The organism is Streptomyces sp. NRRL B-3229 (assembly GCF_000719505.1).
In the GTDB taxonomy this organism is placed as follows: domain Bacteria; phylum Actinomycetota; class Actinomycetes; order Streptomycetales; family Streptomycetaceae; genus Streptomyces; species Streptomyces griseorubiginosus.
In genome coordinates this window covers 118,833-133,781 of the sequence record NZ_JOGP01000004.1, presented here as the reverse complement: position 1 = coordinate 133,781, position 14,949 = coordinate 118,833, and the positions used below count along the sequence as shown (strand labels likewise).

The window sequence follows — 14,949 nt, the reverse complement described above, 5'->3', positions numbered from 1 at the left end:
GTAAAAAGGGCCGTTTCCGCGGGAGTTCGTCCGGGATGCTGACCGCCGCGTCGGTTTTCGAACGGGGGAGCGGGATGAGCGAGCAGTTCGGGGTGGACCCCGAGACATTGACGGAACTTGCGGGCAGGTTCGACCGGGAGGCGACGGGACTCGCAGGGCCCATCGGGTCTTTCTCGGCGAGCGCGGCGGAGATAGGGCAGGCGTTCGGGCTGCTGGGGGTCTGTGACGGCGCGTCGGAGAAGTACCGGCAACTGCTGGAGAACACCGTCCAGGCGCTCGGACACCTTCCGGACGTGCTCAGGAGCGACGGCGACCGGTTGCGGCTGAACGCCACCCACTACGCGGACTCCGATCGGACGGCCCTCGGATATCTGCACTCCGCGGCCTCGGGCGGCCGTCCGTGAGCCTCAACGACTGGATCGACGGCAAGGTCCTGGAGATCCTCCAGGCGGCCGGCGTGGAGCTCCCGGGCGGCGACGGCGACACGCTCCGGGCCATCGCCCGCTCCTGGGACGCGATGGGCACCGAGCTGACGGACGTCGTACGGGCCGTGGACTCCGCGATAGCCGGGGTCGACCGGCAGGGGTGGCACGGAGCCGCGCGCGACGCCTTCGAGCGGCACTGGAGCGAGCAGAAGAAGGTCGTCCAGGACGTCGCCGCCCACTTCCACCAGGTCGCCGACGGGCTGCGCTCGTACGCCGACGAGATCGACGGGATCAACAAGGAGATCATCGACATCTGCGTCGAGATCGCCGAGATGGAGATCGCCGGGGTCGCACTGTCGTTCTTCACCGGTTTCATCTCCGACCTCGTCGCGAACACGGCGGTGGCGGCGCGGGTGGCCAAGGTCGTGGACCTGGTCCGGCTCTTCACGGCGGCGGCGGAGCGGGTGGCGGGCCTCCTGGAGCGGTTCTCGGGGCTCAGCGCGGAGACGGTCGCCACGCTGGAGAAGATGCTCACGGCCGTCGCCAGGGTCAGCGCGAGCTTCGCCAGGACGGGGCTGGAGAGCTTCACCACGAACTTCGTGGCGGACTCGGGAAGCATCATGGTGACCCAGGCCGTGAACGGGCAGCCGGTGACCGTCGGCGCCGACCTCAGGAACGGCGCGCTGCTCGCGGGCGGTACGGCGGGCTTCACCGCGGGAGCCGGCGCGGTCGGGGCCCGTCTCACCGGGGCGGCCGGAGACGTCCTGCGCGGGGAGGGTCTGCTCGGCACCGCGCTCAACGGCGCGTTCGGCAACGTCACGGGTGGTCTGACAGCCGACTACGCGAACGGCCAGGACGCGTCGACCATGGGCCAGGACGCGCTGACGAACGCGGTCGCCGGTGCCGCCGGAAACGCTCAGAACCACGGGGTCAACCACGCCCTGGAGCAGCACGGCAGCCTCGGTGGGGAACACCTCAGCGAGCAGGGCAGGATCGCGGACGGAGCGTTCAGGAACACCGTGGGCACCACCCTCAACACGGGCGTCTACGCCGCCGCCTCCGGTATCGAGGCCGACATCCAGAACCTGACGAAGGACGAGAACGACAAGTGAGCCTCCTCGGCGGAACGGCCCTCGCGGCCGTGTTCACCCCGAACCCGAACCACTCCTCCACCTGGTCCGGTTTCTTCGGCTTCCTCGCCCTCGCCATCGGCTGTGCGATCGCTCTCATCGGCCTGTACGCGGCGATCAGCACATGGCGCGGCCTGGACCCCTCCCGCCGCCGCGGCCAGGTACTCCCGGTCACCCTCACCGCCGGGTGCTTCCTCGTCGTCGGCGCGGCGGTCGCGGCCCTCGGTGCATGGATCCTGTGAGTGGCGAGCCACGTGATGGGTGCGGCCGCCATGGGCGCGAGATGACATCGTTCCTCGCCGGATACGGTCACCCGTACGCATCGACGGGAAGGACGGTCCAGGGGTGGGCCTGGGCATCATCGGTCAGGCAGCCGGGCTGTTCGCCGTCACCAATATCGACGACATCCTGGTCCTGGCGCTGTTCTTCGCTCAGGGTGCCGGACACCGCGGGTCGACACGCCGTGTGGTTGTCGGCCAGTACCTCGGGTTCGTAGCGATCCTCGCCGTCTCCGTCGCCGCCGCGTTCGGCGCGACGTTCCTGCCGGAGAGCGCGATTCCTTACCTGGGCCTGCTTCCGCTGGCTCTCGGCATCAAGGCCGCGTGGCAGGCATGGCGCCACCGCGGGGAGGACGACGAGGAGGATGCGAGGGAAGGCGGTCCCAAGCCACTGGAGGTGGCCGCGGTGACCTTCGCCAACGGCGGCGACAACATCGGTGTCTACGTCCCTTGGGTCGCAGCACCTCGTAGCGTGCGACGTAGCCGTCGAGGGCTTCCTGCACAGAGCAGTCGAGGTGATCACGCAGCGTCCTCAGGCCGAGGATGATCCGGTCGGCGACGATCCTGTCGTCGGCCATGCCTGCATCCGTCTCGCAGTTGCCGAGCCGGGCCAACGCGTAATCCCGCACTATCTCTGGGCCGTCCGAAGTCGGCCAACGTCGACAGTCGGTACCCACGGGTGACCACCCCCACCCCGGTCCGGCCCGGGTACCGGGCGAGGATCTGCGACACTGGACGGGTTATGCCGAAGCCCGGAGAACTCACTTTCGTCGCCCCCCGCGGAGCCAAGAAGCCGCCGCGGCATCTCGCTGACCTCACTCCTGCCGAGCGCAAGGAGGTGGTGGCCGGGATCGGGGAGAAGCCTTTTCGAGCCAAGCAGCTCTCGCAGCACTACTTCGCGCGGTACGCGCACGACCCCGCGGAGTGGACCGACATCCCCGCCGGTTCGCGCGAGAAGCTCCAGGAGGCGCTGCTTCCGGAGCTCATGACCGTCGTACGGCATCTGTCGACCGACCAGGGGACCACGCGCAAGACGCTGTGGCGGCTGTTCGACGGGACGCTCGTGGAGTCGGTGCTGATGCGGTACCCGGACCGGGTGACCATGTGCATCAGCTCGCAGGCCGGCTGCGGGATGAACTGTCCCTTCTGCGCCACCGGCCAGGCGGGTCTTGACCGGAACCTGTCCACCGCCGAGATCGTGCACCAGATCGTCGACGGGATGCGGGCGCTCCGGGACGGGGAGGTGCCGGGCGGACCCGCGCGGCTCTCCAACATCGTCTTCATGGGCATGGGCGAGCCGCTCGCCAACTACAAGCGGGTGACGCAGTCCATCCGCGCGCTCACCGACCCCGCCCCCGACGGGCTCGGACTCTCGCAGCGCGGCATCACCGTGTCCACCGTGGGGCTCGTGCCCGCCATTCACCGGTTCGCCGACGAAGGGTTCAAGTGCCGGCTCGCCATCTCCCTGCACGCTCCTGACGACGAGCTGCGCGACACCCTCGTCCCCGTGAACACGCGGTGGAAGGTGCGCGAGGTCCTCGACGCCGGGTTCGAGTACGTCGAGAAGAGCGGGCGCCGGCTCTCCATCGAGTACGCCCTCATCCGGGACATCAACGACCAGGCCTGGCGTGGTGACCGGCTCGGGCGGCTGCTCAGGGGCAAGCCCGTGCACGTGAACCTGATTCCGCTGAACCCGACCCCGGGCTCCAAGTGGACCGCCTCGCGGCCCGAGGACGAGAAGGCCTTCGTCGAGGCCATCGCCGCGCACGGCGTGCCGGTGACCGTCCGGGACACCCGTGGCCAGGAGATCGACGGGGCCTGTGGCCAGCTCGCGGCCACCGAGCGGTAGTCTGGCGACTGTACGTACACCTTCATATCCGACAGGGGAGCGCCACAGCGCTGAGAGTGCGGCAATCGGGCCGCAGACCCTCTGAACCTCGCCCAGGTCATTCTGGGTAGGAAGTTCGGTCATCACCGTGAACAACAAGAAGCTTTTCGCTGCCGTCGTCGGCCTCGGTCTCGTCACGCTGTCCGCGTGCGGGTCCTCGTCCTCCTCCGACTCCGGCAGCACCGGCTCCAAGACCGTCACCCTCGTCAGCCACGACTCCTGGGCCGTCTCCAAGGGCGTCCTCGCCGACTTCGAGAAGAAGTCCGGCTACAAGGTGAAGGTCCTGGAGGACGGCGACGCCGGGCAGGCCGTCAACAAGGCCATCCTCACCAAGGACAACCCGCAGGGAGACGTCTTCTTCGGCGTCGACAACACCCTGCTCTCCCGCGCGCTCGACAACGGCCTCTTCCAGTCGTACGAGGCGAAGGGCGCCGGCACCATCCAGGCCGGGTACCGCGTCGACGGGGACAAGGTCACGCCCATCGACACCGGCGACATCTGCGTCAACTACGACAAGGCGTGGTTCAGCAAGCACAAGCTCCAGCCGCCAATGTCGTACGACGATCTGATCAAGCCCGCCTACAAGAACCTCCTCGTCACGGAGAACGCCTCCACCTCCTCGCCGGGCCTCGGCTTCCTTCTCGGGTCCGCCGCGAAGTACGGGGACGCCGGCTGGCAGGGCTACTGGAAGAAGCTCAAGGCCAACGGCGTCAAGGTCGTCGACGGCTGGGAGCAGGCCTACAACGAGGAGTTCTCCGGGTCGGCCGGCGGCAAGAAGGCCAAGGCCGACCGGCCGCTCGTCGTCTCCTACGCCTCCTCGCCGCCCGCCGAGGTGATCTACGCCGACCCGAAGCCGGCCACCGCGCCCACCGGGGTCGCCGACGGTACCTGCTTCCGGCAGATCGAGTACGCGGGGCTGCTCAGCAACGCCAAGAACACCAAGGGCGGCAAGGCGTTCCTGGACTTCCTGCTCACCAAGGAGTTCCAGCAGGACATGCCGCTCAACATGTTCGTCTACCCGGTGGTGCAGGGCGCCCAGGTGCCGGCCGAGTTCACGAAGTACGGTCCGCAGGCCAAGGATCCCGAGACCATGGACCCGGCCAAGATCGCCGAACACCGTGACGACTGGGTCAAGTCGTGGACCTCGCTCGTCCTCAAGTGAGCCGTAGGGGCGCGGCGGCACGGCTCGGCCTGATGGCCGCGCCCGTCGCGTTCTTCGCCGTCTTCTTCGCCTGGCCTGTCGCCGCGATCGTCAAGCGTGGCCTCGACACGGACGGGAACTGGCAGTTCGGCCGGATCACCGACGTCCTCGGCCAGCCGGACATCCGGCACGTCCTGTGGTTCACCACCTGGCAGGCGCTCGTCTCCACCGCGCTCACGCTGCTGGTCGCGCTCCCCGGCGCATACGTCTTCGCGCGCTTCGACTTCCCCGGCAAGCAGATCCTGCGGGCCGTGGTCACCGTGCCCTTCGTGCTGCCGACGGTCGTGGTCGGTACGGCGTTCCTGGCGCTGGTCGGCCGGGGCGGGCTGCTGGACGAGTGGTGGGGCGTACGGCTGGACACCACGGTGTGGGCGATCCTGCTCGCGCACGTCTTCTTCAACTACGCGGTCGTCGTACGGACCGTGGGTGGACTGTGGGCGCAGTTGGACCCCCGGCAGGAGGAGGCCGCGCGGATGCTGGGCGCCTCCCGGCTCACCGCCTGGCGCAAGGTCACCCTCCCCGCGCTCGGGCCCGCCGTGGCCGCCGCCGCGCTGATGGTCTTCCTGTTCACCTTCACCTCCTTCGGTGTGGTCCAGATCCTCGGCGGCCCGACCTTCTCCACCCTCGAAGTCGAGATCTACCGCCAGACCTCCGAGATCTTCGACCTCTCCACGGCCGCCGTGCTGACGATCATCCAGTTCGTGGCCGTGGGCGCGGTCCTCGCCCTGCACGCGTGGACCGTACGGCGCAGGGAGAGCGCGCTCCGGCTCGTGGACGCGTCCGTCACCGCCCGGCGCCCGCGCGGCGCAGGGGAGTGGGGGCTGCTGGCCGGGGTCCTCGCGGTCGTCGCCGTCCTCCTGGTCCTGCCGCTCGCCGTGCTGGTGCAACGCTCCCTCGGCGCACCCGACTTCGGCTACTACCGGGCGCTGACCCACAGCGACGGCGGGGTCTTCCTCGTCGCGCCGATCGAGGCGATCGGGAACTCGCTGGAGTACGCCCTCGCCGCGACCGCCATCGCGGTGCTGATCGGAGGGCTCGCGGCGGCCGCCCTGACGCGACGGGACGCGGGGCGGTGGGTACGGGGCTTCGACGCGCTGCTGATGCTGCCGCTCGGGGTGTCCGCGGTGACCGTCGGCTTCGGGTTCCTGATCTCCCTCGACGAGCCGCCGCTGGACCTCAGACAGTCCTGGATCCTGGTGCCGCTCGCGCAGGCGCTGGTCGGGGTGCCGTTCGTCGTCCGGACCATGCTGCCCGTGCTGCGGGCCGTGGACCACCGGCTGCGGGAGGCGGCGGCCGTGCTCGGGGCCTCGCCCTGGCGGGTGTGGCGGGAGGTCGACCTGCCCATGGTGCGGCGGGCGCTGCTGATCGCGGCGGGGTTCGCGTTCGCCGTGTCGCTGGGCGAGTTCGGGGCGACCGTCTTCATCGCCCGGCCCGACAACCCGACGCTGCCGGTCGCCGTGGCCCGGCTGCTGGGCCGCGCCGGTGACCTCAACTACGGCCAGGCGATGGCCCTTTCGACCATCCTGATGATCGTGTGCGCGGTGGCGCTGCTGGTCCTCGAACGGCTGCGGACCGACCGGACCGGGGAGTTCTGATGCTGCTGAGCCTTGCGGACGCGACGGTACGGTTCGGCGGGCGGGCCGTGCTCGACGGGGTCGGGCTCGAGGTCGCCGAGCACGAGGTCGTGTGCGTGCTGGGACCGAGCGGCAGCGGCAAGTCGACGTTGCTGCGGGCGGTGGCCGGCCTGCAACCGCTCGACGCGGGGCGGGTGTTGCTCGACGGGCGGGACCAGGCCGGGGTGCCCGCGCACCGGCGCGGGGTGGGGCTGATGTTCCAGGACCACCAGCTGTTCCCGCAGCGGGACGTGGGCGCCAACGTGGCCTTCGGACTCCGGATGCATGACGTCCCGAAGGCCCAGCAGGGCGAGCGCGTACGGGAGTTGCTCGACCTCGTCGGTCTGCCGGGCGCCTCCCGCCGGGCCGTCGCCTCGCTCTCCGGCGGTGAGCAGCAGCGGGTCGCGCTGGCCCGGGCGCTCGCCCCCCGGCCCCGGCTGCTGATGCTCGACGAGCCGCTCGGGCAGCTGGACCGTTCGCTGCGGGAGCGGCTCGTCGTCGAACTGCGCGAGCTGTTCGGGCGGTTGGGCACCACGGTGCTCGCGGTCACCCACGACCAGAGCGAGGCCTTCGCCCTCGCCGACCGGGTGGTGGTGATGCGGGACGGGCGGATCGCCCAGTCCGGTACGCCGCTCGAGGTGTGGCAGCGGCCGGTGGACGAGTTCGTGGCCCGTTTCCTCGGCTTCGAGAACGTGGTGGAGGGGACCGTGACCGGCGAGGCGGCGGACACGGTGTGGGGCAAGGTCCCGGTGCCGCCAGGGGCCGCGCAGGGAGTCCGGAGCGTGCTGGTGCGGCCCGCGGGTGTGCGACTGGTGCCGGCCGACGAGGGGCTCCCCTGCACGGTCGCCGCACGCACCTTCAAGGGCACCCATGTCGCCGTGCACCTGCAACCCACGGACGACGGACCCCGATTGGAGGCCGCGTGCGCCCTGCGCGAGGCGCCGGAGGTCGGGGACGCGGTGGGGGTGGGCTTCGACGCGGGGGAGATCGTCGTGCTGGGGTGAACCTGGCCGATCGGTGTGCTGGGTCCAGGTGGCCGGAGCCGTCGTGCCGGGCCGACGCGGCTGAAATTGTCGCGCACGGCCCGCGCGAGCGGACATAGGGTGCCCGGCATGACGCTGCTCGCACACGACCGCTACTGCGACGAGATCGCCCACCAGGTGGGTCTGTTGCGGGCCGTGGTGACCTCCGGGGCCGATCTGTCGGTGACCGTGCCGACGTGTCCGGACTGGTCCTTGGAGCGGCTGGTGCGGCACACCGGGGGTGCCCTGCGCTGGGCGGAGCTGATGGTGCGGACCCGGGCCCGGGAGGAAGTGCCCGAGGACCAGGTGCCGTTGGGGGAGGGGCCCGAGGACGCGGGTGACCTCGACGCGTGGCTCGCCGAGACCGGTGACGCACTCGTCGCCACACTGCGGGAGGCCGGGCCGGACACCGAGGTGTGGTCCTGGGCCGGGGTTCCGAGCTCCGGGTTCTGGGCCCGGCGGATGGTCCACGAGCTGACCGTCCACCGCGCCGACGCCACGCTCGCCGCCGGTCGGCCCTACGAGGTCGCCCCGGAGATCGCCGCCGACGCCATCGACGAGTGGCTACAGATCGTGGCGTTCGCGCAGCGGACCATGCCGGACGACGAGTCTCGGGAGCTGCGGGGCCCGGGGCGCAGCATCCATCTGCACGCCACCGACACGGGCGCGGAGCTGAACGCGGAGTGGCTGATCCGGTTCACCGAGGACGTCATCGACTGGCGCCGCGGGCACGAGAAGGCCACCGTCGCGCTGCGTGGGCCGCTGACCTCCGTCATGCTCGCCTTCTACCGCCGACTGCCGCTGGACAGCCCCGGGTTGGAGGTGCTCGGCGAGCGCAAGCTGCTGGAGTTCTGGCTGGAGCGCGCGAGCTTCGGGTGAACCCGGCGCCGGCGGAGCACCCGGTGAAAAGGGCCTCCGGCGAACAAGGCCTCAGGTGAACAAGGCCTCAGGTGAACAAGGCCTCAGGTGAACAAGGCCTCAGGTGAACAAGGCCTCAGGTGAACAAGGCCTCAGGTCAACAAGGTCTCCGGCGAACAAGGCGGCGGCCCGCCCCCGTTGAGAGGGCGGGCCGCCGTACTGCTGTGTGCGTCAGCGGGAGCTGCTCGCTCCGCGACGGCGCAGGCCGAAGAAGACCGCGCCGCCGCCGATCGCCACGAGCGCGATCGCGATGCCGGCGATCAGGCCGGTGTTGGAGTTGGCGCCGGTCTCGGCGAGGTTGGAGTCGCCGGCCGCGGCCGACGGGGCGTTGCTCTCGACGGTGGCCGGAGCGGTGGTGCCCTCCGAGGCCGAGGGGGTCTCGGTCGGGGTCGGGGTGTCCTCGGCCGGAGTGGTGGCCGTCTCCGACGGGGTGGGCGTGGGCGTGGGCGTCGGAGTCGGCGTGTCCTCCGTCTTGCAGGCGGTCGCCGGGGTGATCATGTTGGGCTTGATGTCCTCGCCCTTGATGTAGGGCAGGGCCTCGACGTGGATGCGGTACTCGGCGTTGGGCGCCCAGTCCTCCGCGAAGGTGATGATGGTGCCCTTCTTGGAGCCCTTCACCGTCTTCTCGCCGACCTTCTTGGCGTCGGCGCCGTTGTTCTGGAGGTACACGGAGACGGTGGCCTCGACGCCGGACTTGTCCACGTCCTTGACGCTGATGATGCCCTGGGTGCCGTCACACTGCGCCTCGGCGGAGAACTCCGAGATGTTGCAGGCAAGGGCGTTGCTGGAGGCGCCGAGCACGATCGCGGTCGAGGCGGCGGCGACGCCGAGGAAGCGCGCGGCGCGGGAGGTGCGGCGGGATATGGGCGTGAATGCCACGTTCGTCCTTCACGGGGTGCGCAAATGCGGGGGGTGGACGGGATGGTGATGTGTCATCACCGTCCCCACGAGTCTCACAGGTCTATAAGCGCTGCATAAGTAGTGTCAACGTGTAGGCACCCTACACCCGTTGGCTTTACCTGCTTATTACATAGCGAGACGTTTCAGCGCCCCCGGAGCCTCCTCGATCCGGTCAACCAGGGCGATTCGGGCCTCCATTGACCGCTCCCGCGCGAGCGCCTGAAGCAACGGCCAGGTCGGCAGCCGTTCCGTCCAGTGCGCACGGTTCACGAGGACCATCGGGGTCGGTTCGCCGCGCGACTCGTAGTAGTTGGGCGTCGCGTTGTCGAAGATCTCCTGCACGGTCCCGGCGGCGCCCGGCAGGAAGACCACCCCGGCGTTGCAGCGGGCGAGCAGGCCGTCCTCGCGGGTGGCGTTGGCGAAGTACTTGGCGATGTGCGACGCGAAGGCGTTGGGCGGCTCGTGGCCGTAGAACCAGGTGGGGATGCCGACCGAACCGCCGCCGCGGGGCCAGCGGGCGCGGACTTCGAAGGCGGCGCGCGCCCAGTCGGTGATCGAGGGGGTGAACGACGGTGCCGCACCGAGGAGTTCGCAGGCCTCCTCCAGCATGGCGTCCTCGAAGGGGGCCGCGTAGGCACCGAGGTTGGCCGCCTCCATCGCGCCCGGTCCGCCCCCGGTGGCCACGGTGAGCCCCGCGCGGGCCAGTTCACGCCCGAGGCGGGCGGCGCCGGCGTACTCCTCGGTCCCGCGCGCCATCGCGTGGCCGCCCATCACCCCCACGACCCGTGCGCCGGGCAGCAGTTCGTCGAGGGCGTCGGAGACGGCGTCGTCGTGGACCGCGCGCAGGGTCGACGCGTATATGTCGCGGTCGGCCTTGGTGCGCTGGAACCAGGCGTACGCGAGGGCGTCCGGTGTCTGTTCGTAGCCCTTGTCCAGCCCGTCGAAGAGTTCGTCGGGGGAGTAGAGCAGGCCGCGGTAGGGATCGAAGGGGAGGCCCGGTACGGGCGGGAAGACCAGGGCCCCGTCGTGGCGGATCTTCGCCGCCGCGTTCTCCCGCATGGGGCAGCCGAGGAAGACGGCGCCCGCGGTGTCGGTGGCGAGCAACTCCCGTGTCCGGTCGGTCAGATCGACCGCCTGGACACGGAACCCGGTCAGTGCGCCGCGGGCCGAGACGACCGCGTCGAACTCCTCCAGCGTCTCGATCTCACGGTCGTCGTGGTGTGCCGCGTGGGCGGGGCTCGTCTGCACCCGCCCATGCTCGCACGTCGGATTCCGGCCCGGAGTTCAGTCCCGGATCGCCGCCGGATTCCGGCCCGGTTTCAGCCCTGGATCGCCGCCGGGTCCATCCACACGACCTCCCAGCTGTGGCCGTCGAGGTCGTCGAAGGAACGGCCGTACATGAACCCCTGGTCCTGGACGTCGTCGTTGGCGGTGCCGCCCGCCGCGACCGCCTTCTCGACCAGCTCGTCCACCTTCGCGCGGCTCTCGGCGCTCAGACAGATCAGCACCTGGCTGGTCCTGGTCGCGTCCGCGATCTCCTTCTTGGTGAAGGTCGCGTAGAACGGCTTGGTGAGGAGCATCGCGACGATCGTGTCGCTGATCACCACGGAGGCCGCATTGTCGTCGCTGAACTGCTCGTTGAGCGAGTAGCCGAGCTCGGTGAAGAACTTCTTCGAGGCGGCGAGGTCGTTCACGGGCAGGTTGACGAAGATCATCTGCTGGTAGGCCGGAGCGGTCATCGGAGTCTCTCCCATCGGGTGCGTGCGTTACGGGGGGTAGACGGACGGGTGCGGCGGAACTCATCGGTGGGGAGAGATTTTTTTTTCTGCGACCTTCTGCGACCTTCTGAGACCTTCGGCGACCGCCTGCGATGCGACCTTCGGCGGTCTTCGGCTAGGGAGTCAGCGGGAGCGCCGCCAGCTCGGCCACGACCAGGGTGAGCGGGCCGAAGAGGGTGAGCAGGGCACCGGCGCGCAGGGCCGCCGCGCTGCGGAGCATCGTGGCGGGCGCACCGAGCCGCAGGAGGGCGGCGGTCGTGTCCGACCTCGCCTGCTTCGCCTCCACGGCGGCCGTGAGCAGCGTGGCGAGCGTGCAGCCGGTCACCAGGAGCACCCCGACGGTGGTGAGGGGGCCGACCTCGGGTCCCGTCGGGTCGTACAGCAGGGCCATCGCGTAGGTCCCGGAGGCCACCGCGCAGACCACGCCGAGGGGGCGGCCGATGCGGGAGGCCTCCGCCATCAGGACGCGGCCCGCGAGGAGACGCAGGGCACCGGGCCGGGTCGACTGGAGGAGACGACCGCAGAGGTGGGTGAGGCCGGGGCCGGCCAGCGCGAGACCCACGGCGGTGAGCAGCCAGCCGGCCAGGACGGAGGGGGCGCCGCTGAGGCCGGCGGGGAGAGGGGTGTGGGCGGAGCCGGCGGTGCGGTGGGCGTAGGCCTCCACCGCCAGGCCCGCGGCGAGCACGGCGACACCCCAGGGCAGGCCCTTGGGAGCTTCCTCGGGGGCCCCTGGGAGGGTGTCGTCCAGGGCACCGCCGTGGTCGGGCACCAGGGGGAGGGCGGCACCGGCGTCGAGACCCGGGCGCTGCTCCTCCGTCACGACGGCGGGAGCGGCCTTCCCCGTCCCTCCGGGTCCCTCCGCGCCCAGACGCGCGCGGAAACGGCCGTACGCTCCGAACGGCTCCCTCGCCGTCGTCCGGCCGTACGCCCCGAAGCGGCCGTACGACCGTGCCTCCCTCCTCGCCGACGCCGGCCGGTCGTCCCGGGGGCGCAGGACGAGCGCCACCGTCACCGACGCGATCGCCGGGACCAGGGCCAGCAGGGTCAGGGCGGCCGGCAGGGGCAGGGGGGAGCCCGCGGCCAGGAAGTCCGCCGCCGCCCCGTCGAAGGGCATGCCCGTCAGATCGCCGCGCAGGTGCAGGAAGAACAGCAGGGCCAGCATCGAGCCGAGCAGGCAGGACAGGGCCGTGGTAGCCGCCGACACGGCCATCAGCCGGGCCGGGCCCAGGCCGATCGCCGCGAGCCCCGGACGCGGACGGGTGCCCGGATCGGTACGGGCCACCGCCAGGGCGAGGTGGACCGTGGCGGCCAGCGGGGTCAGGCACCAGGCCAGCCGCAGCAGGGAGCCGGAGGGGTCCTCCGGGTGGCTCATCGCGTGGCCGAGGGTGCACAGGAGGAGGAAGCCCGTGCCCGCCGACGCCAGGGCCACCAGCAGGCGGCGCAGCTGCACGGCGGGACGGGCGCCCCGGGTCAGACGGAGAGCGAGCACGCGGTACGGCCTTCCGGGTCGGCCATCGGGGGCAGGTGCACGGTGTTGACCCTTCGGCCGTCCAGGAGGGTGACGGTACGGTCCGCCAGGGCCGCGGTATCGGTGTCGTGCGTCGCCAGGACCACGGTGATGCCGTGGGAGCGGGCGGCCGTGGTGAGCGTCCGCAGGACGTGGCCGCGGTCCGCTCGGTGCAGCGGGGCGGTCGGCTCGTCCGCGAAGAGCACCGACGGGGCCGGGGCCAGGGCGCGGGCGATGCAGACGCGCTGGCGTTCGGCCTGGGTCAGCTCGTGCGGGCGCCTGCGGGTGCGGTCGCCGATGTCGAGGCGCTCCAGCCACTCCAGCGCCGCCGTCCGGGCCCGCCGGCGGCCGGTGCCGCGCAGCATGAGGGGCAGGGCCGCGTTCTCCCAGGCGTTGAGCTCCGGGACGAGCACCGGGGCCGGGTCGATCCAGCCGAAACGGTCCCGGCGCAGCCGCTCCCGGGTCATCGGGCCCATGGTGTGCACGGGCGCGCTGTTGAACCAGACCTCGCCGCGCTGGGCCGGGGTGAGCCCCGACAGGCATCTCAGCAGCGCGGTCTTGCCGCTGCCGCGCGGGCCGCTCACGGCGAGGATCTCGCCCTCGCGCACTCCGAGGGAGACGCCCTGGAGCGCCGGCGAGCCGTCGCGGTGGGTGAAGTGCAGGGAGCGTGCCCAGAGCACGTCGTTGTCGGGCGGGGCCTCCATGGGCGTACACCTCGTATCAGATCCGTTGTGCCGTGCTGATCCCCCGTGCGGGGGAACGAAGACAGGGCCGATCGGTTACCAGGCACGCTAGGGAAACGGGGGCGCGACCCCGGACAGCACGCGGCCCGGGGCGCATCCCTGTCACTCGGACGGGTGCGCCCCGGGTCGTACAAGCGGCTGAATCGCCGAGGGTGTCGAAGGCTAGAGCTTCGTCCAGGCCTCGGTGAGGGTCGCGCGCAGGATCTGCTCGATCTCGTCGAAGGTCCCCTGGTCGGAGATCAGCGGCGGGGCGAGCTGGACGACCGGGTCGCCGCGGTCGTCGGCCCGGCAGTACAGGCCGTTGTCGTACAGGGCCTTGGAGAGGAAGCCGTACAGGACGCGCTCGGTCTCCTCGTCGTTGAAGGACTCCTTCGTCGCCTTGTCCTTCACCAGCTCGATGCCGTAGAAGAAGCCGTTGCCGCGGACGTCGCCGACGATCGGCAGGTCGTGCAGCTTCTCCAGCGTCGAGCGGAACGCGCCCTCGTTGTCGAGGACGTGCTGGTTGAGGTTCTCGCGCTCGAACAGGTCGAGGTTGGCGAGGCCGACGGCCGCGGAGACGGGGTGGCCGCCGAAGGTGTAGCCGTGCAGGAAGGTGTTGTCGCCCTTGTAGAACGGCTCGGCCAGGCGGTCGGAGATGATGCAGGCGCCGATCGGGGAGTAGCCCGAGGTCATGCCCTTGGCGCAGGTGATCATGTCCGGGACGTAGTCGAACTTGTCGCAGGCGAACATGGTGCCCAGGCGGCCGAAGGCGCAGATGACCTCGTCCGAGACCAGCAGCACGTCGTGGCGGTCGCAGATCTCGCGCACGCGCTGGAAGTAGCCGGGCGGGGGCGGGAAGCAGCCGCCCGCGTTCTGCACGGGCTCCAGGAAGACCGCGGCGACCGTGTCCGGGCCCTCGAAGAGGATCTGCTGTTCGATCTGGTCGGCGGCCCAGCGGCCGAAGGCCTCCGGGTCGTCGCCGAACAGCGGCGCGCGGTAGATGTTGGTGTTCGGGACCTTGTGCGCACCCGGGACCAGCGGTTCGAAGGGAGCCTTGAGGGCCGGCAGGCCGGTGATGGACAGGGCGCCCTGCGGGGTGCCGTGGTAGGCGACCGCGCGGGAGATGACCTTGTGCTTGGTGGGCTTGCCGGTGAGCTTGAAGTACTGCTTGGCGAGCTTCCAGGCGGTCTCCACCGCCTCACCGCCGCCGGTGGTGAAGAAGACCTTGTTCAGGTCGCCGGGCGCGTGCTGCGCGAGGCGCTCCGCGAGTTCGACGGCCTTCGGGTGGGCGTAGGACCACACCGGGAAGAACGCCAGGTCCTGCGCCTGCTTGAAGGCGGCCTCGGCGAGTTCCGTGCGGCCGTGGCCGGCCTGCACCACGAACAGGCCCGCGAGGCCGTCGAGGTAGCGCTTGCCCTTGTCGTCGTAGATGTAGGTGCCCTCGCCCCGGACGATGGTCGGGACCGGGGAGTTCTCGTACGACGACATGCGGGTGAAGTGCATCCACAGGTGGTCGTACGCGGTGCGGCTGAGGTCCTTGGAGCTCACGGTTATCGGGTCCTCACGG

Annotated in this window: 15 protein-coding genes and 1 riboswitch; of the genes, 9 read left to right on the top strand and 6 right to left on the bottom strand. The window is 70.8% G+C overall.

Annotated features, from left to right (window positions below):
* Positions 1-74 precede the first annotated feature (74 nt).
* From IF54_RS0107375 to IF54_RS0107335, 9 genes are all read left to right on the top strand, one after another.
* Entirely contained in the window at positions 75-404 is a 330-nt protein-coding gene (locus IF54_RS0107375; RefSeq protein WP_234438930.1) for a WXG100 family type VII secretion target, read from the top strand.
* Positions 401-1,537 (top strand): WXG100 family type VII secretion target, encoded by a 1,137-nt coding sequence (locus IF54_RS0107370; protein ID WP_030315799.1) that lies wholly within the window; start codon positions 401-403, stop codon positions 1,535-1,537. Before IF54_RS0107375 ends, IF54_RS0107370 begins: the two co-directional genes overlap by 4 nt.
* The gene (locus IF54_RS0107365) at positions 1,534-1,797 is read left to right on the top strand and encodes a hypothetical protein (protein WP_030315797.1); all 264 of its coding nucleotides are present in this window, start codon (positions 1,534-1,536) and stop codon (positions 1,795-1,797) included. Before IF54_RS0107370 ends, IF54_RS0107365 begins: the two co-directional genes overlap by 4 nt.
* 103 nt (positions 1,798-1,900) lie before the next feature.
* On the top strand, positions 1,901-2,380 hold the full coding sequence (locus IF54_RS0107360) for a cadmium resistance transporter (RefSeq protein ID WP_078851900.1): 480 nt from the start codon (positions 1,901-1,903) through the stop codon (positions 2,378-2,380).
* A gap of 195 nt (positions 2,381-2,575) precedes the next feature.
* On the top strand, positions 2,576-3,682 hold the full coding sequence (gene rlmN, locus IF54_RS0107355) for a 23S rRNA (adenine(2503)-C(2))-methyltransferase RlmN (RefSeq protein WP_030315794.1): 1,107 nt from the start codon (positions 2,576-2,578) through the stop codon (positions 3,680-3,682).
* 23 nt (positions 3,683-3,705) lie between these two features.
* Positions 3,706-3,813, top strand: a riboswitch (TPP riboswitch).
* A complete protein-coding gene (locus tag IF54_RS0107350) occupies positions 3,810-4,883 on the top strand; it encodes a thiamine ABC transporter substrate-binding protein (RefSeq protein WP_030315792.1) in 1,074 nt (357 codons plus the stop codon). (Overlaps the previous riboswitch by 4 nt.)
* A 32-nt stretch (positions 4,884-4,915) precedes the next feature.
* Entirely contained in the window at positions 4,916-6,517 is a 1,602-nt protein-coding gene (locus IF54_RS0107345) for an ABC transporter permease (protein ID WP_030315790.1), read from the top strand.
* On the top strand, positions 6,517-7,539 hold the full coding sequence (locus IF54_RS0107340; RefSeq protein WP_030315788.1) for an ABC transporter ATP-binding protein: 1,023 nt from the start codon (positions 6,517-6,519) through the stop codon (positions 7,537-7,539). Before IF54_RS0107345 ends, IF54_RS0107340 begins: the two co-directional genes overlap by 1 nt.
* Positions 7,540-7,647: 108 nt before the next feature.
* Positions 7,648-8,436 carry a maleylpyruvate isomerase family mycothiol-dependent enzyme gene (locus IF54_RS0107335; RefSeq protein WP_030315786.1) on the top strand — a complete coding sequence of 263 codons (789 nt, stop codon included), beginning with the start codon at positions 7,648-7,650 and terminating at the stop codon, positions 8,434-8,436.
* A 210-nt stretch (positions 8,437-8,646) separates the two neighbouring features.
* On the opposite strand, the gene IF54_RS0107330 is transcribed toward IF54_RS0107335, so the two are convergent.
* The 6 genes from IF54_RS0107330 to IF54_RS0107305 all read right to left on the bottom strand — a co-directional run bounded on the left by IF54_RS0107330 (position 8,647) and on the right by IF54_RS0107305 (position 14,930).
* The gene (locus IF54_RS0107330; protein WP_030315780.1) at positions 8,647-9,354 is read right to left on the bottom strand and encodes an LAETG motif-containing sortase-dependent surface protein; all 708 of its coding nucleotides are present in this window, start codon (positions 9,352-9,354) and stop codon (positions 8,647-8,649) included.
* 147 nt (positions 9,355-9,501) lie between these two features.
* The gene (locus IF54_RS0107325) at positions 9,502-10,623 is read right to left on the bottom strand and encodes an LOG family protein (protein ID WP_030315779.1); all 1,122 of its coding nucleotides are present in this window, start codon (positions 10,621-10,623) and stop codon (positions 9,502-9,504) included.
* A gap of 71 nt (positions 10,624-10,694) precedes the next feature.
* Positions 10,695-11,114, bottom strand: a complete 420-nt coding sequence (locus IF54_RS0107320; RefSeq protein ID WP_030315776.1) for a VOC family protein — start codon at positions 11,112-11,114, stop codon at positions 10,695-10,697.
* A 154-nt stretch (positions 11,115-11,268) separates the two neighbouring features.
* Positions 11,269-12,642, bottom strand: a complete 1,374-nt coding sequence (locus IF54_RS0107315; protein ID WP_030315775.1) for a hypothetical protein — start codon at positions 12,640-12,642, stop codon at positions 11,269-11,271.
* Entirely contained in the window at positions 12,624-13,364 is a 741-nt protein-coding gene (locus IF54_RS0107310) for an ABC transporter ATP-binding protein (protein WP_030315773.1), read from the bottom strand. Before IF54_RS0107310 ends, IF54_RS0107315 begins: the two co-directional genes overlap by 19 nt.
* Positions 13,365-13,565: 201 nt before the next feature.
* Positions 13,566-14,930, bottom strand: coding sequence for an aspartate aminotransferase family protein (locus tag IF54_RS0107305; protein ID WP_030315771.1), 1,365 nt, complete (start codon positions 14,928-14,930; stop codon positions 13,566-13,568).
* Positions 14,931-14,949: the final 19 nt, after the last annotated feature.